Annotated in this window: 1 protein-coding gene; it reads right to left on the reverse strand. The window is 69.6% G+C overall.

Features of this window, described 5'->3' with window-relative positions; translation table 11 throughout:
* Positions 1-418, reverse strand: a 418-nt coding sequence (locus QWI17_RS00130) for a transglycosylase domain-containing protein (RefSeq protein ID WP_302720480.1), incomplete at both ends; no start/stop codon positions are given.

The following is a 418-nucleotide window of genomic DNA, read 5'->3' on the forward strand; positions in this document are numbered from 1 at the left end:
CTTCACGAATTTGCCGTGCCGACCACACCTGATACTCCGCCAGGCGCTGCAGTACCTTGTCGCGTGCGCGCTGTGCCCGCTCGGGGTGTCGGTCGGGGCGCAGGCGGCTGGGTGCCTGCGGCAACACCGCCAGCAACGCGGCTTCGGCCGGGGTCAGGTGCCGCGGCGACTTGCCCAGGTAGGCCCAACTGGCTGCGGCCACCCCCTGCAAGGTACCGCCGAACGGCGCGCGGTTCAGGTAGATTTGCAGGATCTCGCGCTTGGACAGGTGCCATTCCAGTTGCAACGTGCGCCACAGCTGGCGCAGTTTGCCAGCCAGGGTGCGGTCGTGCGGGTCGAGCAGGCGGGCCACCTGCATCGACAGCGTGCTGCCGCCCGACACCACTCGCCCACCGCGCAGGTTCAGCCAGGCAGCACG

This window comes from Gilvimarinus gilvus, assembly GCF_030518155.1.
In the GTDB taxonomy this organism is placed as follows: Bacteria; Pseudomonadota; Gammaproteobacteria; order Pseudomonadales; family Cellvibrionaceae; genus Gilvimarinus; species Gilvimarinus gilvus.